This window comes from Actinomadura soli (assembly GCF_005889715.1).
GTDB lineage: Bacteria > Actinomycetota > Actinomycetes > Streptosporangiales > Streptosporangiaceae > Spirillospora > Spirillospora soli.
In genome coordinates this window covers 1-23,480 of the sequence record NZ_VCKW01000004.1, presented here as the reverse complement: position 1 = coordinate 23,480, position 23,480 = coordinate 1, and the positions used below count along the sequence as shown (strand labels likewise).

The window sequence follows — 23,480 nt, the reverse complement described above, 5'->3', positions numbered from 1 at the left end:
CACCGGTCGTCCACGTCAGCGTCACCCGACTACGTCACTTGCGGTAGGCCCTGGTCGGGGCACCGAATAGAGTTGCCGCCATGTGCGGAATCGTGGGGTACGTAGGTGGCCGGCCGGCGCTCGACGTGGTCGTGGAGGGCCTGGCGCGGCTGGAGTACCGCGGCTACGACTCGGCCGGGGTGGCCGTGCTGGCCGACGGGAAGCTGGCGACGGCGAAGCGCGCGGGCAAGCTCGTGAACCTCCGGGGCGCCCTCGCCGAGGAGCCGCCGCCCGCCGGGACGCTCGGGATGGGGCACACGCGGTGGGCGACGCACGGCCCGCCGAACGACCGGAACGCGCACCCGCACGTCGACTGCACCGGCGCCGTCGCGGTGATCCACAACGGGATCATCGAGAACTTCGCCGAGCTGCGGGCCGAGCTGGAGGACAGCGGGCACGGGCTCGCCTCCGACACCGACACCGAGGCCGTCGCGCACCTGCTGGAGGACGAGCTGAAGGCGGTCGGCGGCCTCGCCGGGACCGGCGGTGCGGGCGGCGGGCTCGCCGAGGCGATGCGCCGCGTCTGCCGCCGCCTGGACGGCGCGTTCACGCTGGTCGCGATGCACACCGGCGACCCGGACCTGGTCGTCGGCGCGCGCCGGAACTCGCCGCTGGTCGTCGGGGTCGGGGAGGGGGAGAACTTCCTCGCGAGCGACGTCGCCGCGTTCATCGCGCACACCCGCGACGCGATCGAGCTCGGCCAGGACCAGGTCGTCGAGCTGCGCGCCGGCGGGGTGACGATCACCGACTTCGAGGGGCGTCCCGCCGAGGTGCAGGAGTACCACGTCGACTGGGACGTGTCGGCCGCGGAAAAAGGCGGTTACGACTACTTCATGCTCAAGGAGATCGCCGAGCAGCCGCGGGCGGTCGCCGACACCCTGCTCGGCCGGATCGGCGCGGACGGCCGCCTCCGCCTGGACGAGATGCGCATCCCCGACCGCGAGCTCCGCGAGGTCGACAAGATCATCATCGTGGCGTGCGGGACGTCCTACCACGCCGGGCTGATCGCCAAGTACGCCATCGAGCACTGGGCCGGGCTGCCGTGCGAGGTGGAGCTGGCCAGCGAGTTCCGCTACCGCGACCCGATCCTGTCCCCGGCGACGCTGGTCATCGCGATCTCCCAGTCGGGCGAGACGATGGACGCGCTGATGGCCGTCCGGCACGCCCGGGAGCAGAAGGCGAAGCTGCTCGGCATCTGCAACGTCAACGGGTCGACGCTGCCGCGCGAGTGCGACGGCGTCCTGTACACGCACGCGGGGCCGGAGATCGCGGTCGCGTCCACGAAGGCGTTCCTCACGCAGCTCGTCGCCGTCTACCTCATCGCCCTCTACATCGCGCAGGTGCGCGGCACCAAGTGGGGCGACGAGGTGTTCGCGATGGTGCAGCTCCTGGAGCGGATGCCGGAGAAGGTCGCGAAGGTCCTGGAGACGATGGAGCCCGTCCGGGAGCTGGCCCGGTCGCTGGCGGGCGAGCGGTGCGTGCTGTTCCTCGGCCGCCACGTCGGCTTCCCGGTCGCGCTGGAGGGCGCGCTGAAGCTCAAGGAGCTCGCGTACATGCACGCGGAGGGCTTCGCGGCGGGCGAGCTGAAGCACGGCCCGATCGCGCTGATCGAGGAGGGCCTGCCGGTCGTGGTGATCGTGCCGCCGCGGGCGCGGGACGTCCTGCACGACAAGATCGTGTCGAACATCCAGGAGATCCGGGCCCGCGGCGCCCGGACGATCGTGATCGCCGAGGACGGCGACGAGTCGGTCGTGCCGTACGCCGACACGCTGATCGGCGTCCCGGCCGTCCCGACGCTGCTGCAGCCGCTGGTCACGACCGTCCCGCTGCAGGTGTTCGCGTGCGAGCTGGCCACGGCGAAGGGCCACGACGTCGACCAGCCGCGCAACCTCGCCAAGTCCGTCACGGTCGAGTAGCGGGCGAAAACCGGGCGAACAGCGCCGATCGCCCGGAACCGTCCGCCGCCGGGTCGCGTCCCACGAAGATCGGGACGGGCCGGGGCCGGGAGGGTGACCTGTGGCAGGACGCGGCGAGTTCGGGGTCGAGGCGCGCGGCGTGACGCGGAGCTTCGGCTCCGTGCAGGCCCTTGGCGGGCTCGACATCACGGTCCCTTACGGGCAGGTCACGGCGCTGGTCGGGCCGAACGGCGCGGGCAAGACGACGCTGCTGCTCATCCTCGCGACCCTGCTGGCGCCCGACGCCGGCCTGGTGCGGATCGCGGGGCACGACGTGCGGCAGAGCCCCGCCGAGGCGCGCGACGCGCTCGGCTGGATGCCGGACACGTTCGGCGTGTACGACCAGCTCACCGTGGACGAGTACCTGGCGTTCTTCGCCGACGCCTACGGGCTGCCCAAGCAGGAGCGCCCGCGCCGGGTCAGGGCGCTGCTCAGCCTCGTCCACCTGGAGGACCGGCTCGGCCAGCCCGTCCACGCGCTGTCGCGCGGGCAGAAGCAGCGGCTCGGGATGGCCCGCGCGCTGGTGCACCGCCCCCGCGTCCTGCTGCTGGACGAGCCCGCGTCCGGCCTCGACCCCCGCTCCCGGATCGAGCTGCGCGACCTGCTGCGCTCCCTGGCGGCGGACGGCGCCGCGATCCTGGTGTCGAGCCACATCCTCAGCGAGCTGGAGGAGATCGCCGACAGGGTCGTCCTGGTCGACAACGGGCGGACGGCCGGCGACCACGCCATGGCGGACCTCACCGGCGCGGAGGCGCGCGTCCGGTGGAGGCTGAGGTCGCTCGACCCCGGGCTGCTGACCACGACGCTCGCCCGCGTCCTCGACGGGCAGGCGGGCCTGGAAGCAACCGCCGACCTGCCGGGCGGCGCCGAGGTCGGCCCGCTCACCGAGGTCGGGGCCGCCGCGCTGCTGGCCGAGCTGGTCGCCGCGGACGTCCCCGTCACCGGCCTCGCGCCGGCCGGGAGCGCGCTCGAATCGGCGTACCTCGCGATGACCGAGAACCGGAGGTGACGCGGCGATGACCGCACACGGCGTCGGCCTGATGGCCCGGCAGGAGATCAGGACTCGGTTGCGGACGGGGCGCTGGAAGACGCTGCTGGCCGTCTGGTTCGTGATCGTGAACGGGCTCGGGCTGCTGCTGCGGCTGGCGCTGGAGGCGAGCGACACCTCCGAGTTCGGCGAGGAGGGCGTGCCGATGTTCGGCGGGGTCCTGCTCGGGGTGCTGGTGCTGACGCTGCTGGTCACGCCCGCGCTCGGCGGCCAGTCGATCAACGGCGAGCGGGAGCGCGGGACGCTCGCGACCCTCCAGGTCACCCGGCTCACGCCCGGCGACATCGCGCTCGGCAAGCTCGCCGCCGCCTGGGGGACGGGCCTGCTGACGCTGCTGCTCACGCTGCCGTGCGTGCTCTGGCCGGTGGCCGAGGGCGCGGTCGGCCTGGGCCGCGCCGCGGTCGTCCTGCTGGTCATCGCCCTGCTGATCGGCGCGGTCTGCGCGGTGTCGCAGGCGTGGTCGGCGCTGCTCGCGCGCAGCGTCACCTCCGTCCTCATGTCGTACCTGACGGTGTTCGGCCTGCTCGTCGGCACGGCGCTGCTGTTCATGATCGGGGTCCCGCTGACGTCCGAGCGGGTGGACCACGGGGACCACGTGCACACCAACGAGCGCACCGAGCGGGTCTGGTGGCTGCTCGCCCCGAACCCGGTCGTCGTGCTCGCGGACGCCGCGCCGCGGCTGCCCGAGCGCGAGATCGTCATCGACGGCAGGGTGTACGAGCGGACGCCGTCGTCCGACCCGCTCGGCGATCTCAGCCGCGAGGTGCGCGACATCCGCGAGGGGGAGAAGCCCTACGTGGAGGTCAACTCCGCCACGCCTCGGAGCACGTCCGACGAGTACAGCCGGCACGACAGGCGCGACAAGGACGACCAGAAGTCGGTCTGGCAGTACGGGCTGCTCTTTCACCTCGCGCTCGCCGGCGGTTCGGTCGCCCTCACCGCGGCCCGTTTGCGAACCCCTCTTTACCGGGTGCCGCGCGGCGTCCGGGTCGCGTGAAACTCTCACTTCCCGCTCCGGCCGGTTGAGCGGATTTCAGCACCGCAGTTGATTTGATCGACTCTTGGTTTAGTATTGGACGCGGTGCGGCGCGCGCCTGGTGTCGGTCGATCAGTCCCTGCCGGTCCGACCTGGGGGTTGAATTGCGGATTCCCGATGTCATGCGAGCTCAGGGGCATCGGTCGGTGTTCGGGCTGTTGGGCATCGTGGTATTGGCACTCGCGGGTCTCTCGCCTTTCCTTCTCGACGCGGCGTATTCCGGCACCCGGATGGACTGGGCCAGGCTCAGTGACATCGGCGAGACTTTCGGCGCGATTTCGGCGTTGCTGTCGGCCACCGCATTGGTCGCTCTCGGGATGTCGTTGGCTCTGCAGGCCCGGGAGGTGCGGCACGCGCGCGAGCAGGCCGCCCGGAGCGCTCAGTTCGAGCTGATGCGCCTGATTCTCGAAGAGCCGGTTTATCAGGAGGTGCTCGGCCGGCGGCTGCGGGAGGGGCTCACAAAAGACGAGCTGCGCCGTGACATCTATCTCAACCTGCTGATTAATTGGTGGCAGATGCGTTGGGAGTTCAAGGACATGCCGGAGGTCGAGGTCCGGGAGGCCGCGCGGCTGGACCTCTTCTCGGCGGAGGCGGGCCGCGACTATTGGCGGCGGCGCGGCGAGGCGCGGCTGTCGTACGCGAACAGCAGGCGCGGACGACGGTTCAATGAGATCTTCGACGCGGAGTACAGGGCGGCCATGGTCCGGGTAGAGGACGAGGAGGCCGACGAGGAGCCGGTGTCCCAAAGGGCCGTCACGCTGGCTGCGCGAGCCCGTCAGGCCGGTGTCGCCGTGCTGCTGCTCGTGGCGGGCGCCGTGGCGGGAAGCGTGTTCCGCCGCCTGCGCGCCCACGGCACGAAATCCCGCTGAGCCCGCACCCGATATCTCGCTGGAGCCGCACCCAATGTCTCTCTGGGGCTATGCGTAAGAATTTCTGAGGGGTGGGCCGAGATCCGTCGATGGACCTCGGCCCGATTGCTCGCGCGACGGCGAGACGTGAATCAATCGCCCGAATCAGTTCGCCGGCGAATCAGCTCGCCGCCGGATCGAGCGTCCCTTCCTTGATTTTATGGATGAGACCGCGCCAGTCGGCTTGGTCGTAGGCCAGGACCGGGCTCTGGTCACCGCGCTTGGCGTCCCTGACTCCGATGAGTCCAGCGTCGGACAGCATGGCGACCTCGACGCAGGTCCCGTTCGCGCCGCAATGGGAACTTCGCCGCCAACCCGGCTCGGTGACGTCGGATACGGACACTTGATGCCTTTCAGTGTTGCCGGCGTCACTCGTCGACGCGCCACCATGAGTTTCGCACTTCCAGGATCCGCTGCCGGGTCTCGACGGGGCTGAGCGCGTGTTTCACCAGGCTGTTGTGCGCGAGGCGATACATATAGGTCTCGCTCTCGTCGACGAAGTGACTGATGGTTATACTTTCGGTGTGCACGATATCAGGAAAAGTGACCTCGTGTGCGGCCGGGAACTCCAGAAGAGTAAACGATTCCGCCATGACTGCGTGCGCGGCGTCCAACGGCAGTAGTTGTAGTGTCACATTCGGTAATTCGCAGGTGGCCAGCATGTAATCGAGTTGTTCGTGCATCACCTGAGAGTTGCCCACTCGCCTTGTTAGCACCGCTTCATCGAGGACCACTAGAAGCTCGGTCGGCTGCGTCCGGTGCAGAATCCGCTGGCGCGTCATTCGGACGTCGACTCGCCGCCTGATCTCTTGTGGCGGCATGGTCGATATAGCGTGGTAACCCTCGATCACGTGCTGGGCGTACGCCTCGGTTTGGAGAAGGCCGGGAACGGAGAGGCTCTCCCACTGCCGGATGGTGCCCGCCTCGGACTCCAGGGCGATGAAGTCCGCGAGCGGGCTCGGCAGGTCGCGGTATTCCTCCCACCAGCCCCGTTCGGCGGCGTCATGCGCCAGGGAGATGAGGTCATCGAATCGCGCGCCGTCGATGTCGTACAGGTCGAGGAGACGCCGTACGTCGCTGATCTTCGCGCCGGTTCGCGCGTTCTCGATCCGGCTGACCTTGGCGGTGGACCAGGTCAGGCGCTCCGCAACCTCGTCTCCGGTGAATCCCTTCCGCTCGCGCAGCCGCCGAAGTTCGGCCGCCAGTCGGCGCTGCCGGACGGAGGGACCTCGGGAAGTGCTCATCGATCGGGCCTCTCCAGTCCCCGCGGACTGATCTGAGCGCATTCTGCCGCACCTGAGCGCCGCAGTGCGAATACATCGGACCGGATAGGGAAGATTCTACGGCCGATGATTCTTTCGCGCACATGACACCGAAAGTTGCAGCGTAAGGTACCTGTGCTTCTGACGGGGTGGACGCTACTGCCGGGCAAGGCGGGTATGTGGGTTGCGGAAAGCGTCCGCGTGGCACTCTGAGTGTGTGATCGACGTGGGGAGCCGCGGATGAGGTACGCGCACGAGGTCGGCAAGGTGCGGGCGGCGGAGCGGGCCCTGATGGCCCGGCTTCCGGACGGCGCCCTGATGCAGCGCGCCGCCGCCGGCCTGGCCTCGGTGTGCGCCCGCGTCCTGCCCGCCGTGTACGGGTCCCGCGTCGTCCTGCTCGTCGGCGGCGGCGACAACGGGGGCGACGCCCTCTACGCCGGGGCCCGCCTCGCCCGGCGGGGCGCCCGCGTCCAGGCCGTCCAGGCGGGCTCCAAGATCCACGAACCGGGCCTGGCCGCGCTCCGCCTCGCCGGCGGCCGGCTCATCCACGACGGTGAGGCCGCCGCCATCGCCGGGGCCGATCTGATCATCGACGGGCTGACCGGCATCGGCGGGACGGGCGGCCTCCGCGAACCCCACGCCCGCTACGCCGCGCTCGCCTCCGGTTCCGCGGGCCTCGTCGTCGCCTGCGACGTCCCGAGCGGCGTCGACGCGAGCACCGGCCGCGTCGAGGGCGCCGCCGTCGAGGCCGACATCACGGTCACCTTCGGGACGCACAAGCCGGGCCTCTTGATCGATCCGGGCGCGTCCCACTGCGGCGTGGTCGAACTGGTCGACATCGGGCTCGGCCCCGACCTGCCCGACCCGGACGTCGTCGCGGCCCGCCCGGCGGACGTCCGGCCGCCCGAGCCCGGCCCCGAGTCCGACAAGTACCGCCGCGGCGTTGTCGGGATCCTCGCCGGCGGCGACGCGTTCACCGGCGCGGCCGTCCTCAGCACGGGCGGCGCGGTGCGCGGCGGCGCCGGCATGGTCCGCTTCGCCTCCGTCGCCCGGCCGGTCGAGCTCGTCCGGCAGCGCTGGCCCGAGGCCGTCACCACGGTCATCGACCCCGGCCCGCACGAGCCGAAGGTCCTCGAACGCGTCGGGCGCGTCCAGTCCTGGGTCGTCGGCCCCGGCCTCGGCACCGGCGACGCCGCCGAGTCGCTGCTGGAGGCCGTCCTCACCACCGACCTGCCCGCGCTCGTGGACGCCGACGGCCTCACCGTCCTGTCCCGTCGCCGGGACCTCCTCGCCCGCGCGGCCCCGACCGTCCTCACCCCCCACGCCGGCGAGCTGGCCCGCCTCATCGGCGCCGGCCGCGACGCCATCGAGGCCGCCCGGCTCGACCATGTCCGGCGCGCCGCCGCCGAGCTCTCCGCGACCGTCCTGCTCAAGGGCTCCACCACGCTGATCGCCGAGCAGGACCGTCCCGTCCGCGTCAACGCCACCGGCACCCCGCGCCTCGCCACCGCCGGGACGGGCGACGTCCTGTCCGGCCTCATCGGCGCCCTCCTGGCGGGCGGCCTGCCCGCCATGGACGCGGCCGCCGCCGGCGCCTACCTCCACGGCCTCGCCGCCCGCCTGGCCTCGGCCCCGGCACCGGGCCCCGAGGCCCCCATCACCGCCCACGACGTGATCCAAGCCCTCCCCGCCGCGTTCCGCACCGTCCAGGGCGGGGCCCCGGCTTGAACTCGGAGGCGGGCAATGGCGTCTTATTGGACAGGGAGTGCCGTTGGAGCGCTCTCCACGGAGCCGGACTGGCCATGACCTGGGCCGAGATGCCCCGGGCATGGCGATTGGGGCGGCAGACTGATGGCCATGAACGTTCCAGCGGAGGCGCGCGTCGATCTCGACGCGATCGCCGGCAATGTCGGGCTGCTGCGCGAACGCGCGCGCGGGGCCGAGGTCATGGCCATGGTGAAGGCCGAGGCGTACGGGCACGGCCTGGCCGAGGCCGCCGGTGCCGCGCTCGCCGGCGGCGCCTCGTGGCTGGGCGTCGCGAAGCTGGTCGAGGCGCTGCGGCTGCGGGACGCGGGCTTCACCGTCCGGACGCTGGTGTCCGTGGGCGTGCCCGGCGAGCCGTACGAGGAGGCCGTCGCGCGGGACGTCGACCTGACCGTCGGCGCCCTGTGGCTGCTGGACGAGGTCGTCCAGGCGGCGGAGCGGGCCGGACGCGCGGCCCGGATCCATCTGAAGGCCGACACCGGCATGTCGCGCGGCGGGGTCCGCGGCCGTGACTGGGAGGAACTGGTCGACGCGGCCCTGAAGGCGGAGGCGTCCGGACGGGTGCACGTCGTGGGCGTCATGTCCCACTTCGCCTGCGCGGACGAGCCGGGCCACCCGTCCATCGCGGCGCAGGTCGGGGCGTTCACGGAGATGGCGGCGTACGCGGAGAAGGCCGGGGCGCGGTTCGAGGTCCGGCACCTGGCGAACTCGGCCGGCGCGCTGACGGTGCCCGAGGCCAGGTTCGACCTGGTCCGTCCGGGTATCGCGATGTACGGGCTGACGCCCATACCGGCGCTCGGCACGTTCGGGCTGCGTCCCGCGATGACGCTGGTGGCGGACGCGGCGCTGGTCAAGCGGGTCCCGGGGGGCAGCGGCGTGTCGTACGGCCACACCTACCACACCGAGCGGGAGACGACCCTGGCCGTGGTCCCGGCCGGGTACGGCGACGGGATCCCCCGGCACGGCTCGAACGTGCTGCAGGTCCTCGCGGGCGGAGCCCGGCGGACGATCGCCGGACGGGTCTGCATGGACCAGTTCGTCATCGACCTCGGCGACGACCACCTCGCGGCGGGGGACGAGATCGTCCTGTTCGGCCCGGGCGACCGGGGCGAGCCGACGGCACAGGAGTGGGCGGACGCACTGGGCACGATCTCGTATGAGATCGTCACCCGCATCGGATCCCGGGTACCGAGGTCGTACCCGGGCGGGGCGCTGTAGGAGGCGCGCGCGTATGGGCAGCAGCAGGCGCAGGATCGGCATCGCCGGCACCGTCGCGGGTGTCGGCGCGGCCGGGGTCGGGGCGGCCGTCGGCCTGCGGCGCGTCGCGGTCGGCCGGGTGCGGCTGCGCCCCGACCCGGACGCCGACGAGCCGTTCGGCGAGCTGCGCGGCCGGGAGCTGACCGTCGAGGCGAGCGACGGCCTGCCGCTGCACGTCGAGGTGGACGGCCCGGACGACGCCGACCTCACCATCGTGTTCAGCCACGGCTACACCCTCAACCAGGACTCCTGGCACTACCAGCGCCGTGACCTGCAGGGATCGCTCCAGATGGTGTTCTGGGACCAGCGCTGCCACGGCCGTTCCGGCCGCGGCGACCCCCTCAAGGCGACGATCGAACAGACGGGCGACGACCTGTACGCGGTGCTGAAGGCGACCGTGCGGCGCAAGCAGCCCGTCATCCTCGTCGGCCATTCCATGGGCGGGATGTCGATCATGGCGCTGGCCGACCGGCATCCCCAGCTGTTCAAGCGGCAGGTCGTCGGGGTGGCGCTGGTCAACACGTCCTGCGGTGACATGGCGGAGCTGACGCTGGGGCTTCCGCTGGTGCTGGCGAAGGTCGTCCGGCCGCTGGCGCCCCGCACGCTGCGCGGGCTCGGCCGCCGCGCCGAGCTGGTGGAGCGGGCCCGCGGGCTGGGCGCCGACCTGGCGTTCGTCGTGACGCGGAAGATGGCGTTCGCCGACAGGCAGGTGAGCCCGACCGTCGTCGGCTTCCTGGAGCAGATGATCAGGGCGACGCCGATCGACGTGATCGCGGAGTTCTATCCGGCGCTGATGGCGCACGACAAGGTCGCCTGCCTGGGCGTCCTCGGACGGGTCCCGACGCTCGTGCTCGCCGGCGGGCAGGACCGGCTGACCCCCGCCGGGCACTCCCGCCGCATCGCCGACGCGCTGCCGGACGCGGAGCTGGTAGAGGTGGAGGAGGCCGGGCACGTGCTGCCGCTGGAATACCCGGGCGTGGTGACCGGCGGGCTGCGCCGGCTGATCGACCGCGTCCGGCCGGAGTACCAGGAGGAGCGCACCGCGTGAACGCGATCACGGTCACCGTGCCGACGGCTGAGGACATGCGCGAGCTCGGCGTCCGCCTGGCGGGCCTGCTGCGCCCGGGCGACCTGCTCGTCATGACGGGCCATCTGGGCGCGGGCAAGACGACGCTGACGCAGGGCATCGGCGAGGGCCTGAAGGTGCGCGGCCCGATCACCTCGCCGACGTTCGTCATCGCGCGGGTGCATCCGTCGCTGGCCGGCGGGCCGCCGCTGGTGCACGTGGACGCCTACCGGCTGGGCGGTTTCGCGGAGCTGGACGATCTCGATCTCGACGCCTCGGTCGAGGAATCGGTGACGATCGTGGAATGGGGAGAAGGGCTCGCGGAGGGCCTTGCCGACGACCGGCTGGAATTGATCATTTCGCGCGGGAACGGTCCCGGAGAGGAACGCGAAGTAAGGATCACCGGGATCGGTCCGCGCTGGTCAGACCTGGAACCGGCGGCCGGCTGAACCCTTCGGCCGACCTCGATGCCTTTACTCACCAGGCTGGGCCACTTTACGGCGACATGTCGTATTCTTTGCCGGAACGAACCTCTCGTTCGCGACATATCGATTCTCACAGCGGGAGTGGGATCCGGTGAGTGGGAGCCATCGCAGCGGCAGCGACCGCGGCAGGGGGGATGCGGGCGAGTACCCGCGCCACCCGGCCGCCGACCCGCGCCGTCCACCCTTGGGGGACCGGGCCTACCGCGGCGAGACGGGCCCTCACGAGACCGGTAGCGGCCCGTACCGCTCCGGTAGCGGGGGCTACCACACCGGGGGCTACCACACCGGCAGCCATCGCGTCGTGCGCGACCGCCGCACCGGGAGGCGGTGGGCCGTCATCCTCGGCACCGTCGGGGCCGGGATCGGCATCTGCGTGCTCGCCGTGGTCGCCGTCCTGACGGGCGTCGGCGCGAGCGGCGACCCCGACGACGGACGGGCCGTCGGCAGCGCCGCCACCGAGAGCGCCCCGGTGCCCAAGGGCGAGCGCACCGCCGTCCCCGACTCCTGCGCGATCGTCGCCCAGGACCTCGTCGACAGGCTCGCGCCCGGCGCGCAGCGCACCGAGGCCGACAACTACCAGGGCGACGAGCAGCAGAACCAGTGCGTGTGGGGCGCCTACGCGGGCGACGCCAAGCGCCAGCTGACCATCGAGCTCCGCGCGGTCCCCGGCACCGGCGCCCAGACGGCCACGGACGCCGCCCGCGCCAGGTTCACCTCGGAACGGGCCGCCGACGAGTCCGGCAAGGCGCTCCTCGCGGGCCAGAAGCTCACCGACAAGGCACGCCTCACCGGCGTCGGCGACGACGGGTACGTCGTCTACAGCGTCGACGACGGGCAGGGCTCGGGCGAGGCGGTCGGCAACGTCCGGCTGGGGAACGTCCTCATCACCATCCACTACTCCGGCTCGGACGACGGCGAGCCGCTGTCGTCGCAGAACGCCAGAGGCGGCGCCGTCGACGTGGCGAAGGCCGTGATCCAGAGCCTCGGCCAGTCCTGACCCGCCTGTCATCTGACCCGTCGCCTGACAGCCGTCGCAGCGGACCGGACCTGTAGGCTTACAACCCGTGCTGGTCTTGGCTTTCGACACCGCGACCGCCGCGATCACCGTGGCGCTCTACGAGTGGACACCCGGCGAGGGCGCCGTCCCGCGCGGCACGGCCGAGGCGGTCGACCGGCGCAGGCACACGGAGCTGCTGACCCCGTCCATCGCGAACGTGATGGCGGAGGCGGGGGCCGCGCCCGAGGATCTGAGCGCCATCGCCGTCGGCGTCGGGCCGGGCCCGTACACGGGGTTGCGCGTCGGGCTGGTCACCGCCCGTTCCATGGGCGACGCGCTCAGCATCCCGGTGCACGGCATCTGCACGCTTGACATCATCGCCTGGGCCACCGGAATGGACGAGCCGTTCGCCGTCGCCACGGACGCCCGCCGCAAAGAGGTCTACTGGGCGCGGTACCACTCGTTCCGCGCGCGCGCCACCGAGCCCGCCGTGGGCCTGCCCGCCGACGTCCTGGACGGGGCCCCGCACGGCCTCCCTGTCGTCGGCGAAGGAGCCGCCCTCTACCCGGAGATCCTCGGTGAGGTGGGGCACGAGCCGCTGCTGCCCACCGCAGGCGCGCTCGCCGAGCTGACCGTCGCGCGCCTGGCCGGGCTGAAGGGCCCGGACCTCCTGCCGCCCGAGCCGCTGTACCTCCGCCGTCCGGACGCCAGGGAGCCGGGGCCGCGCAAGAAGGTGACGCGGGCGTGAGCGAGATCGTCCTGCGGGCGATGTCCGACGCGGACGTCCCGACCGTCCACCTGCTGGAACAGTCGCTGTTCCCCGAGGACGCGTGGAGCGAGGAGATGATCGCCGGCGAGCTCGCCGACCAGCCGCGGACGCGCCACTACGTCGTCGCGGAGGCGTCCGGCGGCGAGATCGTCGGCTACGCGGGCCTCGCCGCGGCCGGCGGGCAGGCCGACGTGCAGACCATCGGCGTCCGCGCCGACCAGCGCAAGTCGGGCGTCGGCGCCGCGCTGCTCGCCGAGCTGCTGGACGAGGCCGCCCGCCGGGGCAGCGAGGCGGTGTTCCTGGAGGTCCGCGCCGACAACGACGCCGCGCGCCGCCTCTACGAGCGGTTCGGCTTCGACGAGGTCGGCATCCGCAAACGCTACTACCAGCCCTCCGACGTGGACGCGATCGTCATGTGCCGCAAGCTCCGCGACCGTCCGCCCATGGGCTTCACCAGGGAGAACACGTGATTTCGGACGAGCCGCTCGTGCTCGGCATCGAGACGTCCTGCGACGAGACCGGCGTCGGGATCGTGCGCGGCCATACCCTCCTCGCGGACGCGATCGCCTCCAGCGTGGACGAGCACGCCCGGTTCGGCGGCGTGGTGCCCGAGGTCGCGTCGCGCGCCCACCTGGAGGCGATGGCCCCGACGGTCGAGCGGGCCCTCGCCGACGCGGGCGTCGCCTTCACCGATGTCGACGCGTTCGCGGTGACGGCCGGGCCCGGCCTGCCGGGCGCGCTGATGGTCGGCGTCGCCGCGGCCAAGGCGTACGCGCTGTCGCTGGGCAAGCCGCTGTACGGCGTCAACCACCTGGCCGCGCACGTGTGCGTCGACCAGCTCGAACATGGCCCGCTGCCGAAGCCGTGCGTGGCGCTGCTGGTGTCGGGCGGGCATTCGTCGCTGCTCCTGGTGCCGGACGTGACGGGCGACGTCCGCTCCCTCGGCGCCACGGTGGACGACGCGGCCGGCGAGGCGTTCGACAAGGTCGCCCGCGTCCTCGACCTCGGCTTCCCCGGCGGCCCCGTCATCGACCGGATGGCCCGCGACGGCGACCCGGCCGCGATCGCGTTCCCGCGCGGCAAGTACAACGACGGCACCTACGACTTCTCGTTCTCCGGCCTGAAGACGGCGGTGGCGCGCTGGGTGGAGGCCAAGGAGCACGCGGGCGAGCCCGTCCCGGTCGCGGACGTGGCGGCGTCATTCCAGGAAGCTGTCGTGGACGTCCTGACGCAGAAGGCGCTGAAGGTCTGCAAGGACAACGGCGTCCACGACCTGCTGATCGGCGGCGGGGTCGCGGCCAACTCGCGGCTGCGGGCGCTCGCGGCGGAGCGCTGCGAGCGGGCGGGGGTGCGGCTGCGCGTCCCGCGCCCGAAGCTCTGCACCGACAACGGCGCCATGGTCGCCGCGCTCGGCTCCGAACTGCTCGCCGCCGGGGCGTCCCCGTCCGCCCTCGAACTCCCGGCGGATTCGAGCCTCCCGATCGACTCCGTCCTCCTCTGAGGCCGGCTCGGCCTCAGCAGTCGGCCAGGAGTTTCGAGAGGTAGTCCTCGTAGAGGGGGACGTGGGCCTCGTCCATGACGCGCGTGTGGTCTTCGGGGAGGAGGTCGAGGAGGCTCCGCACGTCCCAGTACGGGTCGTGCGGGTAGCCGCCGGAGACCTGGTCGAACGCGGAGAGGAAGCGGTCGGCGATGGCGGGGCCGTAGCGGAGGGCGAGGCCGCGGCGCATGTGGGCGATGTCGACGGCGATGGGGCCGGACGAGGCGTCCGACCAGTCGACGACGCCCGTGAGCTTGCCGTAGGACCACAGCGTGTTGTCGGCGTGGTAGTCGCGGTGGATGAACCGGACGGGCGCCTCAGGGGCGGGCCGGGCCGCGATCTCGTAGGCGCGCTCCCACAGCTCGGGCCGGTGCGCGTGCTTGGGCGGGCACCGTTCGTCGAGCCGGTTGTGCGGGACGTACGGCGGCATCGTGGACGCGCCGTTCAGCGTGTGCACCGACAGCAGCGCGGCGGCCAGCTGGATGAGGTACTCGGGCAGGTCGTCCGGCGACGGGCGCGGCGGGTGGCCGGCGAGGCGGGTGATCAGCAGCGCGGGGACGTCGCAGTAAGCGCCGGCGGGGTCGGCGGCGACGAGGGCCGGGGTGGGGATCTCGCACGCGGCGAGCAGCGCGAGCGCGGCGATCTCGCGTTCGGGGGAGAACTCGGTGCCGTGGGGGCGGCGCGCGGGAACCGGTTCGCTGGACGTCCAGCGGCGCAGGACGAGCCGGTGCGCGCTGCCGGAGCGGCTCTCCACGAGCAGGGCGTGGTTGGCGTGCGCGGTGCCGCCCGCGAGCGGCCGCACCATGCGGACCTCGGCGCCCTTGCCCAGACATTCCTCGACCCAGCGCAGGGTGGCGTGGCCGGGTGGAGCGCCGGTCGGCAGGCAGAGAGCCGGTGTGCGAGTCACCTGATCCATGAAAACGGATTCCGAAGGGTATTGGGAGTGATTTTGCGAAGACGGAACGTAACAAGATGCACGTCATCGCGGTGCTTTGGCGGAGCACCTCCGGTCGTTACGGTGTTTTGCCGGACAAACTTCGTGGATTCCAGTGGGTATCCGAATACCCCCGAAAGCGGATCGGTTGGGGATGGCAAAGATCGGGTGGGGCCGGAAGCGGCCCCACCCGTCCGATGATCGATCGTGTCGCGGCGGGGCCGGTCAGTCCTTGGCCTCGCGGCGGGGGCGCAGCAGCGCCTCGGCGAGGGCGAGCATCGTCTCCTCCAGGGTGGACAGCCGCTTCAGCACGTCCTCGTGCACGGCGTTGACCTGCTTGGAGACGTCGTCGTGGACGCCGTCGACCTTCCGGCCGACCTCGTCCTCGACGTGCGCGAAGCGCTTGGCGAACTCGGCCTGCGCGGTGTCGGCGCGGCGTACGGCCTCGTCCTGCATGCCCTCCACGCGCCGCGCGAACTCCTCGTGGACGCCCCCGACGTGCCGGGTGACGTCCTCCTGCAGGTTGCCGACCTGCTTGGCGACGTCCTCGTGGATGGAGCCGACCTGCCGCGTGACGTCGGCGTGGATGTCGCCGATCCGCTTGCCGAAGTCGTCGTGGACGCCGCTGACCTGCCGCGACACCTCAGTGTGGACGGACTCGACCTGCTTGGTGACGTCGGCGTGCACCGACTCGACCCGGCGGGACACGATGTCGACCTGCGCGGTGAACTCCTCCAGCGCCCCGTCGACCCGCTTGGCGACCTCCTCGTGGATGCCCTCGATGCGCTTGCGGACGTCGTCGTGCACGTCCTCGAACCGGCGGGAGAACGCGTCCATGCGCTTGGCGACGTCGCTGTAGGCCGTCTCGGCGACCTGTGTCAGGGTCGCCCTGACCTCGTCGCGGTCCGGCCGGGCGCGCAGCTCCTCGACCAGCGGGTCGACGGCCTCGGCTAGGTGCTTCTCCAGCGCGTCGAAGCGGTCGCCGTGGTCGACCGGCGCGCGCTGCACGAGCTCGGCCAGCAGCCGGTGCACCTCGGCGATCTCCAGCGTGGCGGGCAGCCGGGTGATCCGCTCCCCGACGCCGTCGATGCGGCCGTCGATGCCCTCGAACCTGCCGTCCAGGCCCTCCAGCTTGCCGGACACCCCTTCGAGCCGGCCGTCGACGCCGTCGAGCCGCCCGTCCAGGCCGTCGAGCCGCCCGCCGACGCCTTCGACCCGGCCGTTGACCGCCTCAAGGCCCTGCTCCATCCGCTCGGCCATCTCGCCGAGCGCCTGGTCGACCCGCGCCGTGACGCCGTTGATCGAGTGTTCGAGCCGCTCGGACCGGTGGCCGAGCTCCGCGAGCGACTTGTCGAGCCGGTTGAACCGGACGGACGCGGCCTCCATGCTGCCCTGGAGCTTGTCGAGCCGCTTGGTCATCTCGTCCATGCGCTGCGACGCCTCCTGTGCGGCGTCGGTGATCTGCTGCGCGGAGTCGAGGACGGCCTGGATGCGGGTCAGGCCCTCGTCGACGTTCTCCGCGACGACGCCGACGTCGGCCCACAGCGCGGGCAACTCGGCGACGGGCTTGACCCGCTCGCCGAAGGCCTCGATGTGCTCGGCCAGCCCCTCGGCCCATTGCGGGGGTTTGCCGGTCAGCTCGTCGACCTGCCCGCGGACGGTGTCGAGCTGCCCGGTCAGCCCGCTCAGCTCCCGCTCGCGGACCTCGCGGAGCAGCCACTCCATCCCTTCCAGCCGCTGGCGAATCTCGTCCAGGACCTGACCCTGTGAGCGCTGTTCATAGACGTGGTCCTGCGCCGCACGGGCGAGCAACTCCCGCATCCGATCCGAGACCGGTTGACCCCCCGTCTGCAGGAAGTTGTGATTCGTTTCCACCCGATGCTCCTTCGTGTGCCGGCGCGACGAAATGACGCACGGCAATGAATCTCTGGAGCCGCCACTGTAGTGCGTGCGGGGGGTCGCTATAACGGGGAGCAGAGAACATTGTGAGTTCTGTGTAATGTGCCTGTTACCCGGCTGGGGCGAATAGTGAGAGTTCTCCGGCGGCAAGGGCTTTTTCCTGCTTTGCGGCTATCGCGCCGATTGTGGTGATGAGCGAGGCGTTCGGGCACGGGCGGGGCGTGCTCGGACCGGCGTTCTGTCCGTACATCTCGTCCGACATCGGCAGTTGGCGGACCGCGGTCGCTCACGGCCCGGGTGACACGTGTCCGCGGAATGTCATGCCGCCGGCCGGGCTTCGGGCCATTTCCGCGGTGTATTCGGAGCGCGGAAGTCACCGCCGCCGAACCTGACTTGGTGTTTTCCGGTCCCGCCCATCCCGGTGCGCCGATTTGCGCTCGGTGTTACGGCCTTGCCGGGCACCCGCAATCTCTGGTGAACGCGATGCCGGAAAGCGGAGATGATTTGCCCGGACGTTGCGCGTCGCCCGGCCGCACTTGGCGCGCCCGGACGGCGGGAAGATCTTTGGACTCGATCGGCGCCGCCCGCCGTTCCGGGCGGGTCCCAGGTCCTTCCGGGCGGGTCCGAGGCCGTTCCGGGCGGGTCCCAGGTCCTTCCGGGCGGGTCCGAGGCCGTTCCGGGCGGGTCCCAGGTCAGCGGACGGGACGGGTGAGGAGGGCGACCGGGTCCCGTCCGACGCGGGTCACCACCAGCGTCAGCTCCGCCGCCGCCGTCCCTCGCGGCGCACGCCGACCGCCGAAGCCCAGGTCGCGGCGCAGCCGGTCGACGTCGACCGCCGAGCCGCGCTTCTTCACGGTGAGCACGCCGACGCCGCGGCGGCGCAGTTCCGCGCGCAGGCGCTTGACGGAGAACGGGAGCACGTCCTCGATCTCGTACGCGGAGGCGAACGGCGTCGGACGCAGCCGGTCGGACGTGACGTACGCGATGTGCGGGTCCGCGAGCCCGCCACCGACCAGATCCGCGACCTCCCCGACGAGATGGGCGCGGATCACGGCCCCATCGGGCTCGTACAGATAGCGGCCCCATACGCGGATGTCCGGGTCGTCCAGTCCCTGCGGCGTCAGCGTCCACGCGTTCTGGCCGGTAGCGGGCTGCGCGTCGGACGGGAGCAGAGTGGCCCGCCGGCCAACGTTCCCAGCGAGTTCGCCAAGCCACAGGGCCGCTTCCTTAACGTCCCCGCCCACGGAGACCCACTCTGCCTCCGCGCCGTCTGGGACGGCCTCATGCGGAATGCCCGGGGCGACCTTCACGCATGCGGCCGGTGTCCGTTCGGCCTTGTCCAGGACGACGTCCAGCGGCGGCTCATAGGAGCGGGGGTCGAAGACTCTGCCTCGTGCTGTGCGTCGCCCAGGATCGGCGAAGACGGCATCGAATCCGTCCGGGTCCTCCTCAGCCGCATCTCCAACGCGCACGGTGGCGAGACCGTCCAGCTCTAGGGAAGCCACGTTCGCGAGCGCCACCTCAGCCGTCAACGGGTCGAGTTCCACGCCTTCCCCGGCGAGACCCACGCGCGCCCGTGCGATGAGGTCGGCGCCTATCCCGCACCCCAGTTCCAGCACACGCGCGCCAGCCAGACGGTCAGCGAACCGTCGCGCACGGTGCGACGCCACACTCGCGCGGGTCGACTGTTCGAGCCCCGCCTGGGTGAAGTACATGCGGTCGGCGTCGTCACCGAACTTCACCCGTCCCCGCTCGCGCAACCGGACCTGCGTGAGCGCGGCGGCGACGAGCGCGGGATCGTGCCGTTCGCGCAGCCGGGACGCCGTCGCGAGCAGGCCGTCCTCGCTCACGTCCAGGCCCGCCGCCTCGCCGAGCAGTACCTGACCGGACGGGCCGAGCAGAGCCCGGAACGACGCGGTGTCCATAGAAGGACGTTAGCGGCGCCCACGGAGCACGGGGACGCGCCTACAGATGACGTGTGTGACGCCCCGGGCGGACGGGGCGACCCCTGTTCGGGCAGTTGACGGCCTGTGACGTTAGCCTGCGGTGAACGCAGGCGGGCGGCTCCGGGGCGTCTCCGTGTCCGTGTTGACTGCTTACCGGGCACGGAATAGTCTCCATGACTGGCACTCTCCGAGGGAGAGTGCCAACAACAGCGACGAAGGTCGGTCTGGCACCCGCGACGACAGGCCGGTCCAGGGTCGCCTCTTCTGTCACATGTGCTGGCCGGCCCGCCATGGCCGGCCGAGGACCAATCGAAGGGGAGGTCAGATCGTGACGACCGCCACCAAGGTTGTTCTCAAGCCGCTTGAGGACCGTATCGTCGTCCAGCCGCTTGAGGCCGAGACCACCACCGCGTCGGGCCTGGTGATTCCGGACACCGCCAAGGAGAAGCCCCAGGAGGGCACCGTCCTTGCCGTTGGCCCGGGCCGCGTCGACGACAAGGGCGAGCGCGTCCCCGTCGACGTCAAGGTCGGCGAGGTCGTGCTCTACAGCAAGTACGGGGGCACCGAGGTCAAGTACAACAACGAGGACTACCTCGTGCTCTCGGCCCGCGACGTGCTCGCGGTCATCGAGAAGTAATCACCGAGAACGTGATGCACCCGCCCCGGTCGGCGCCGCCTTCGGCGGGCCGGTCGGGGCGGATCGCGTAAAGAGGAGTATCCGCATGGCGAAGATCCTGGAATTCGAGGAGGACGCTCGCCGGGCTCTTGAGCGCGGCGTCAACGCTCTCGCGGACGCCGTCAAGGTGACGATCGGCCCGCGCGGCCGCAACGTCGTCATCGACAAGAAGTTCGGCGCGCCGACGATCACCAACGACGGCGTCACCATCGCCCGCGAGGTGGAGCTGGAGGACCCCTACGAGAACCTCGGGGCCCAGCTCGCCAAGGAAGTGGCGACCAAGACCAACGACATCGCGGGCGACGGCACCACCACGGCGACCGTCCTCGCGCAGGCGCTGGTCCGCGAAGGCACCCGCAACGTGGCGGCCGGCGCGTCGCCGCTGGCGCTGAAGCGGGGCATCGACGCCGCCGCCCGGTACGTGTCCGACCAGCTCCTCAAGACGGCCCGCGAGGTCGAGGAGAAGAGCGAGATCGCGCACGTCGCGACCATCTCCGCGCAGGACCCGCAGATCGGCGAGCTGATCGCGGAGGCGTTCGAGAAGGTCGGCAAGGACGGCGTCATCACCGTCGAGGAGGCCCACACGATGGGCCTTGAGCTGGAGTTCACCGAGGGCCTCCAGTTCGACAAGGGCTACCTGTCGCCGCACATGGTGACCGACCCCGAGCGCATGGAGGCCGTCCTGGAGGACGCCTACGTGCTCATCGTGGACGGCAAGATCTCCAACGTGCAGGAGTTCCTGCCGCTGGCCGAGAAGGTCGCCCAGACGAAGAAGCCGCTGCTCGTGGTGGCCGAGGACGTCGAGGGCGAGGCGCTGGCCCTGCTCGTCGCCAACAAGATCCGCGGGACGTTCCTGTCCGTCGGGGTGAAGGCGCCGGGCTTCGGCGACCGCCGCAAGGCGATGCTGGGCGACATGGCCACCCTCACCGGCGGCCAGGTCGTCAGCGAGGCCATCGGCCTCAAGCTCGACTCCATCGGCCTGGAGGACCTCGGCCGCGCCCGCCGCATCACCGTCACCAAGGACGCCACCACCATCGTCGACGGTGAGGGCGCCGCGGACGACATCACCGCCCGGATCAACCAGATCAAGGTCGAGATCGAGAACTCCGACTCCGACTGGGACCGGGAGAAGCTGCAGGAGCGCCTGGCCAAGCTGGCCGGGGGCGTCTGCGTGCTGCGCGTCGGCGCCGCCACCGAGGTGGAGCTGAAGGAGAAGAAGCACCGCCTGGAGGACGCCATCTCGGCGACCCGCGCGGCGATCGAGGAGGGCATCGTCGCCGGCGGCGGCGCCGCCCTGGTGCACGTCGCCAAGGAGGGCTTCGACACCCTCGGGCTGTCCGGCGACGAGGCGACCGGCGCCGAGGCCGTCCGCCGCGCGCTGGACGAGCCGCTGCGCTGGATCTCCGAGAACGCCGGCCAGGAGGGGTACGTCGTCGTCTCCAAGGTGCGCGCGCTGCAGCCGGGCCACGGCTACAACGCCGCCACCAACGAGTACGGCGACCTGATCGCGCAGGGCGTCATCGACCCGGTGAAGGTGACGCGCAGCGCCGTCACCAACGCCGCCTCGATCGCGGGCATGCTGCTCACGACCGAGGTACTCGTGGTCGACAAGCCGGAGGAGGCCGAGGAGGCCGCCGGCGGCCACGGTCACGGGCACGGTCACGGTCACTGAGACCGCCCACACCGGACGGGCGCGCGGCTCGCCCCGTCCGGGAGACCATCGGCAGACCCCCGTCCGTCCGGACGGGGGTCTTGCCTTTTGGTGCTGAATATGCTGTCTGTTGATCAATGAGCTGTTTCCGACTGATCGTCGGGTGTGGGACGGACGAGAATCCTGAACACGGCGAAGTGGATCAGTCGCTCTGTGTAGTATCCCCAGGGCCGCTCCCGCACTGTGACCATTCCGTTGTAGAGGACTGGGGAGACACGCCGGTGCGCGCTGGGCATCATGCTTGACGTGACCGAGGGATGCTACGCCGGGACCATGACCGCGAGCGCCGCCGAACCCTCGGGAGGGCTCGCCCCTCCGATACCCCACGACACCGGCCGTGGAGTAAGGGTTCTGCGCGCGGCGAAAGCGGCGGACGGTGACCTCCGAGAGCTGACCAGCCTCGCCGTCCAGGGCGACCCCGGGGCCATCGAGGTCCTCATCGCCGAGGTGCGGCCGATGATCGTCCGGTACTGCCGGGCCCGTCTCGGACGGGTCTCCGGGCAGTACCACATCGCGGACGACGTCGCCCAGGAGGTCTGCATCGCCGTCCTGTCGGCCCTGCCCCGCTACCGGGACATGGGCCGCCCCTTCGCGTCCTTCGTCTTCGGGATCGCCTCGCACAAGATCGCCGACGCGCTGCGCAGCGCCGTCCGCGCGGCGGTGCCGACCGAGGACCTGCCGGACGGTCCGGACGACCGTCCAGGGCCCGAGGAGACGGTGGTGCGCTACATCGAGGCGCAGCGCGCCCGCGACCTGCTGACGCGCCTCCCCGACCACCAGCGCGAGCTGGTGCTGCTGCGGGTGGTGGCGGGCCTGTCTGCCGAGGAGACCGGTAATGTACTGGGCATGTCCGCGGGGGCGGTACGGGTCGCGCAGCACCGGGCTCTGGCCCGGCTTCGGGCGATGGCCAGAGAGGAGTCGATCGCTTGACGGAGCGCGGCCCCTTCACTGGCATGCAGGGCGCCCCGGGTCCGGCCGAGCCTTCGAACTCCGGCGGTTCCCCCGCGCCGGCGGGCCTGCCGCAGGCCGCCGCCGCTCTCCCGGCCGACCTCAGCGCCGTTCGCCGCACGGACGCGATCATCGACTCCCTGGCGGCCCGGCGCGCTGCCGGCTCCGCCGCCCGCTCGACGGCCGCCGAAGCTGCGGCCGTGGCGGCCGAGCCTGAAGGCACCTCCCCGGCCTCTCTCCCAGAGAACGCTCCCACGCCCGAGGCCGAAGCCGCTGCCCTGGCCGAAGGCAGTGCCCTGGCCGAGGGCAGTGCCCTGGCCGAGGGCGAACGCCCACGCCAGGCCGACGACCCCGACCCGGCCGTCCGCCTGCTGCGCGCACTGATCACCGATGTGGACGACCAGGCCCCCGGATCCGACTCCGGCTCCGAACCGGCCCCGCCCGTCATGCCCATGCCGCCCGGCCCGTCCGGGCCCGGTTCGGGCTCACGCCGCCGCGGCCCCCGCACCATCGTGGCCCTCGGTGTGGCGGGCGCAGTCCTCGCCAGCACCGGCGTCGCCGCCGCGGGCGGCGGCGTGGTGGACCGCCCCGTCGCCGCCCCGGCGCCAAACACCGCCGGCGTGGCCGACGACCCGGAGACGCCCGGCGGCCCCGACACCGACGCGGCGGCCGGCACGGCGGCCGACGAGGTGGCCGCGCGGGTCGTCGCGGCGCTGGCGCGGGACCTGGACACCGGGTTCGAGGCCCTCTACGAGGCGTACCGGGGCGCGGTGTTCTCCACCGCGCTGCGGCTGTGCGGGCGGTGGGCCGAGGCCGAGGACCTGTCCGCCGAGGCGTTCCTGCGCGCCTACCGGGCGCTGTGCGGGTACGGGCCGGACCGGATCGCCGAGCTGCGGCCCCGGGCGTGGCTGCTGACGATCCTGACGAACGTGTGGCGCAACGGCCTGCGGTCGGCGGCGCGGCGCCCGCCGCCGGGCCCGCCGATCGAGGACGCCCCCGACCTGCCCGACCCGGGCGAGGGCGTGGAGGACGCGGCCGCCCGCCATGAGACCGGCCGCGAGCTGGCCGGGCTGCTCGCCGAGCTCCCGCACGCCCAGCGCGCCGCGGTGGTGCTCCGCCACGTCACCGACCTGCCCGTCGCGGAGATCTCGGCCGTGCTGGGCGTCCCGGAGGGCACCGTCAAGTCGCACATCTCCCGGGGCCTGGCGCGGCTGCGCCGCCTGCGCGCCGGACACGACCCCGG

At 71.9% G+C, this 23,480-nt stretch carries 21 protein-coding genes; 16 read left to right on the top strand and 5 right to left on the bottom strand.

The genetic code is table 11. The annotated features are described in order from the left end of the window. Positions 1-80 precede the first annotated feature (80 nt). From glmS to ETD83_RS01580, 4 genes are all read left to right on the top strand, one after another. Positions 81-1,955 (top strand): glutamine--fructose-6-phosphate transaminase (isomerizing), encoded by a 1,875-nt coding sequence (glmS, locus tag ETD83_RS01595; RefSeq protein ID WP_138643240.1) that lies wholly within the window; start codon positions 81-83, stop codon positions 1,953-1,955. Between the two features lie 100 nt (positions 1,956-2,055). Then, positions 2,056-3,003, top strand: coding sequence for an ABC transporter ATP-binding protein (locus tag ETD83_RS01590; RefSeq protein ID WP_138643239.1), 948 nt, complete (start codon positions 2,056-2,058; stop codon positions 3,001-3,003). 7 nt (positions 3,004-3,010) lie between these two features. After that, entirely contained in the window at positions 3,011-4,039 is a 1,029-nt protein-coding gene (locus ETD83_RS01585) for an ABC transporter permease (RefSeq protein WP_138643238.1), read from the top strand. 185 nt (positions 4,040-4,224) lie between these two features. Then, a complete protein-coding gene (locus ETD83_RS01580; RefSeq protein ID WP_138643237.1) occupies positions 4,225-4,947 on the top strand; it encodes a DUF6082 family protein in 723 nt (240 codons plus the stop codon). Positions 4,948-5,107: 160 nt separating this feature from the next. Here ETD83_RS01580 and ETD83_RS01575 read toward each other — a convergent pair whose 3' ends face one another. Both ETD83_RS01575 and ETD83_RS01570 read right to left on the bottom strand, forming a co-directional pair. After that, a complete protein-coding gene (locus ETD83_RS01575; RefSeq protein WP_138643236.1) occupies positions 5,108-5,329 on the bottom strand; it encodes a DUF397 domain-containing protein in 222 nt (73 codons plus the stop codon). Between the two features lie 25 nt (positions 5,330-5,354). Further along, positions 5,355-6,230: a helix-turn-helix domain-containing protein gene (locus ETD83_RS01570; RefSeq protein ID WP_138643235.1), complete on the bottom strand. Its 876-nt coding sequence runs from the start codon at positions 6,228-6,230 to the stop codon at positions 5,355-5,357. 258 nt (positions 6,231-6,488) lie between these two features. Here ETD83_RS01570 and ETD83_RS01565 point away from each other — a divergent pair, with 258 nt between their 5' ends. The 8 genes from ETD83_RS01565 to tsaD all read left to right on the top strand — a co-directional run bounded on the left by ETD83_RS01565 (position 6,489) and on the right by tsaD (position 14,087). Further along, positions 6,489-7,976 carry an NAD(P)H-hydrate dehydratase gene (locus ETD83_RS01565; protein ID WP_138643234.1) on the top strand — a complete coding sequence of 496 codons (1,488 nt, stop codon included), beginning with the start codon at positions 6,489-6,491 and terminating at the stop codon, positions 7,974-7,976. A 129-nt stretch (positions 7,977-8,105) separates the two neighbouring features. Then, complete coding sequence (gene alr / locus ETD83_RS01560) at positions 8,106-9,230, top strand: alanine racemase (protein ID WP_138643233.1); 1,125 nt, start codon at positions 8,106-8,108, stop codon at positions 9,228-9,230. Between the two features lie 13 nt (positions 9,231-9,243). Then, complete coding sequence (locus ETD83_RS01555) at positions 9,244-10,317, top strand: alpha/beta fold hydrolase (RefSeq protein WP_138643232.1); 1,074 nt, start codon at positions 9,244-9,246, stop codon at positions 10,315-10,317. A 5-nt stretch (positions 10,318-10,322) separates the two neighbouring features. Further along, on the top strand, positions 10,323-10,784 hold the full coding sequence (gene tsaE / locus ETD83_RS01550; RefSeq protein WP_268920398.1) for a tRNA (adenosine(37)-N6)-threonylcarbamoyltransferase complex ATPase subunit type 1 TsaE: 462 nt from the start codon (positions 10,323-10,325) through the stop codon (positions 10,782-10,784). Positions 10,785-10,911: 127 nt separating this feature from the next. After that, complete coding sequence (locus ETD83_RS01545; protein WP_138643231.1) at positions 10,912-11,817, top strand: hypothetical protein; 906 nt, start codon at positions 10,912-10,914, stop codon at positions 11,815-11,817. Positions 11,818-11,884: 67 nt separating this feature from the next. Further along, positions 11,885-12,565 (top strand): tRNA (adenosine(37)-N6)-threonylcarbamoyltransferase complex dimerization subunit type 1 TsaB, encoded by a 681-nt coding sequence (tsaB, locus tag ETD83_RS01540; protein ID WP_138643230.1) that lies wholly within the window; start codon positions 11,885-11,887, stop codon positions 12,563-12,565. Positions 12,566-12,585: 20 nt separating this feature from the next. Continuing rightward, the gene (rimI, locus tag ETD83_RS01535; protein ID WP_138643289.1) at positions 12,586-13,056 is read left to right on the top strand and encodes a ribosomal protein S18-alanine N-acetyltransferase; all 471 of its coding nucleotides are present in this window, start codon (positions 12,586-12,588) and stop codon (positions 13,054-13,056) included. Beyond that, positions 13,053-14,087: a tRNA (adenosine(37)-N6)-threonylcarbamoyltransferase complex transferase subunit TsaD gene (tsaD, locus tag ETD83_RS01530; RefSeq protein ID WP_407921461.1), complete on the top strand. Its 1,035-nt coding sequence runs from the start codon at positions 13,053-13,055 to the stop codon at positions 14,085-14,087. Before rimI ends, tsaD begins: the two co-directional genes overlap by 4 nt. A gap of 13 nt (positions 14,088-14,100) precedes the next feature. Here the strand turns inward: tsaD and ETD83_RS01525 are convergent, their stop codons facing one another. The 3 genes from ETD83_RS01525 to ETD83_RS01515 all read right to left on the bottom strand — a co-directional run bounded on the left by ETD83_RS01525 (position 14,101) and on the right by ETD83_RS01515 (position 18,881). After that, positions 14,101-15,039 (bottom strand): phosphotransferase family protein, encoded by a 939-nt coding sequence (locus ETD83_RS01525; RefSeq protein ID WP_138643229.1) that lies wholly within the window; start codon positions 15,037-15,039, stop codon positions 14,101-14,103. Between the two features lie 243 nt (positions 15,040-15,282). Next, the gene (locus ETD83_RS01520; RefSeq protein ID WP_138643228.1) at positions 15,283-16,932 is read right to left on the bottom strand and encodes an apolipoprotein A1/A4/E domain-containing protein; all 1,650 of its coding nucleotides are present in this window, start codon (positions 16,930-16,932) and stop codon (positions 15,283-15,285) included. Positions 16,933-17,648: 716 nt separating this feature from the next. Next, positions 17,649-18,881, bottom strand: coding sequence for a class I SAM-dependent methyltransferase (locus tag ETD83_RS01515; RefSeq protein ID WP_138643227.1), 1,233 nt, complete (start codon positions 18,879-18,881; stop codon positions 17,649-17,651). Between the two features lie 349 nt (positions 18,882-19,230). On the opposite strand from ETD83_RS01515, the gene groES reads away from it, so the two are divergent. The 4 genes from groES to ETD83_RS44160 form a co-directional block, all read left to right on the top strand. Further along, on the top strand, positions 19,231-19,539 hold the full coding sequence (groES, locus tag ETD83_RS01510; RefSeq protein WP_067454521.1) for a co-chaperone GroES: 309 nt from the start codon (positions 19,231-19,233) through the stop codon (positions 19,537-19,539). 85 nt (positions 19,540-19,624) lie between these two features. Then, on the top strand, positions 19,625-21,250 hold the full coding sequence (groL, locus tag ETD83_RS01505) for a chaperonin GroEL (protein ID WP_138643226.1): 1,626 nt from the start codon (positions 19,625-19,627) through the stop codon (positions 21,248-21,250). Between the two features lie 285 nt (positions 21,251-21,535). After that, positions 21,536-22,219, top strand: coding sequence for a sigma-70 family RNA polymerase sigma factor (locus tag ETD83_RS01500; protein WP_230420621.1), 684 nt, complete (start codon positions 21,536-21,538; stop codon positions 22,217-22,219). After that, positions 22,216-23,480 (top strand): RNA polymerase sigma factor (locus tag ETD83_RS44160; RefSeq protein ID WP_230420620.1); only part of this gene is annotated, 1,265 nt, incomplete at its 3' end. The genes ETD83_RS01500 and ETD83_RS44160, both read left to right, overlap by 4 nt.

What these genes read in the sequence shown, in the direction of transcription:
- glmS (WP_138643240.1), top strand. Translation starts at nt 81, where the DNA reads ATGTGCGGAATCGTGGGGTACGTAGGTGGCCGGCCGGCGCTCGACGTG.
- ETD83_RS01585 (WP_138643238.1), top strand. Translation starts at nt 3,011, where the DNA reads ATGACCGCACACGGCGTCGGCCTGATGGCCCGGCAGGAGATCAGGACT.
- ETD83_RS01570 (WP_138643235.1), bottom strand. Translation starts at nt 6,230, where the DNA reads ATGAGCACTTCCCGAGGTCCCTCCGTCCGGCAGCGCCGACTGGCGGCC.
- ETD83_RS01565 (WP_138643234.1), top strand. Translation starts at nt 6,489, where the DNA reads ATGAGGTACGCGCACGAGGTCGGCAAGGTGCGGGCGGCGGAGCGGGCC.
- alr (WP_138643233.1), top strand. Translation starts at nt 8,106, where the DNA reads ATGAACGTTCCAGCGGAGGCGCGCGTCGATCTCGACGCGATCGCCGGC.
- ETD83_RS01555 (WP_138643232.1), top strand. Translation starts at nt 9,244, where the DNA reads ATGGGCAGCAGCAGGCGCAGGATCGGCATCGCCGGCACCGTCGCGGGT.
- rimI (WP_138643289.1), top strand. Translation starts at nt 12,586, where the DNA reads ATGTCCGACGCGGACGTCCCGACCGTCCACCTGCTGGAACAGTCGCTG.
- ETD83_RS01525 (WP_138643229.1), bottom strand. Translation starts at nt 15,039, where the DNA reads ATGGATCAGGTGACTCGCACACCGGCTCTCTGCCTGCCGACCGGCGCT.
- ETD83_RS01515 (WP_138643227.1), bottom strand. Translation starts at nt 18,881, where the DNA reads ATGGACACCGCGTCGTTCCGGGCTCTGCTCGGCCCGTCCGGTCAGGTA.
- groL (WP_138643226.1), top strand. Translation starts at nt 19,625, where the DNA reads ATGGCGAAGATCCTGGAATTCGAGGAGGACGCTCGCCGGGCTCTTGAG.